Source organism: Phormidesmis priestleyi ULC007 (genome assembly GCF_003003695.1).
Taxonomy (GTDB): domain Bacteria; phylum Cyanobacteriota; class Cyanobacteriia; order Leptolyngbyales; family Leptolyngbyaceae; genus Phormidesmis_A; species Phormidesmis_A priestleyi_A.
This window is the reverse complement of sequence record NZ_PVWG01000134.1, coordinates 1-914: the sequence shown is the minus strand read 5'-3', so window position 1 is coordinate 914 and position 914 is coordinate 1. Positions and strand designations below refer to the sequence as shown.

Here is a 914-nt window from a genome sequence, read left to right as displayed (position 1 = left end):
AGAGGGTGTTTTAAAAGTCAGGTGAAGCGTAAAAAAGCTCTCCGGTAATACGCTGTAAATACAACAACTACAGCACCGAGAGAGCAACATGAGTAAATCCTATCCCAGCAATCTGACCCTCGCTGAATATGAATTACTGAGCGACCTGTTGCCAGAGGCAAAATCAGGTGGGCGACCACGAGAAGTTGATTTATGGGAGGTACTCAATGCAATTTTCTACATCTTAGTGGAAGGGGTACGCTGGCGAGCATTACCCGGCGATTTCCCCGCTTGGCAGACGGTGTATACCTACTTTCGTAATTGGCGTAAAGATGGAACATGGGTCAATATTCATGACCGCTTGTACCGTTGTACTCGCATCGAACAAGGGCGGCAACCGAGTCCATCGGAAGCCGTGCTCGATAGTCAAAGTGTGAAAAGTGCAGCGGGAGTGCATGAAGCGGTGGGTTTCGACGCAGGCAAACAGATTAAAGGACGCAAGCGATTTACCACCGTAGACACGCTCGGCTTGGTCTTGCGCGTGTTTGTCGCAGCAGCTAGTACTGGAGAACGCGAAGGCGGCAAACAAGTCCTCCAACGGGTGCGGCAGCGAGATAAAGCGGTGTCTCGTCTCCATACGATTTGGGTCGATGGCGGCTTCGATGGCTTTCCATTCATGCAGTGGGTGATCAGCGTCTGTCATTGGATTGTCCAGGTCGTGCTGCGCCCGGAACAGACGCAAGGCTTTGTCCTGCTCAAGAAGCGTTGGGTCGTCGAACGTACTTTTGGCTGGCTGATGCACTGCCGTCGCTTAGTTCGCGACTATGAGTTATTGCCAGAAACATCAGAGACCTTTATCTATCTGGCAATGATTCGGATTATGGTCAAGCGCTTGGCGTAAAATTTGACCCGCTACAACTTTTAAAACACCCTCT

1 protein-coding gene is annotated in these 914 nt (G+C 50.7%); it reads left to right on the top strand.

All coding sequences use genetic code 11. The features are described 5' to 3' along the window. The first annotated feature begins 88 nt into the window (after positions 1-88). The gene (locus C7B65_RS27025) at positions 89-880 is read left to right on the top strand and encodes an IS5 family transposase (protein ID WP_073075391.1); all 792 of its coding nucleotides are present in this window, start codon (positions 89-91) and stop codon (positions 878-880) included. Positions 881-914 lie beyond the last annotated feature (34 nt).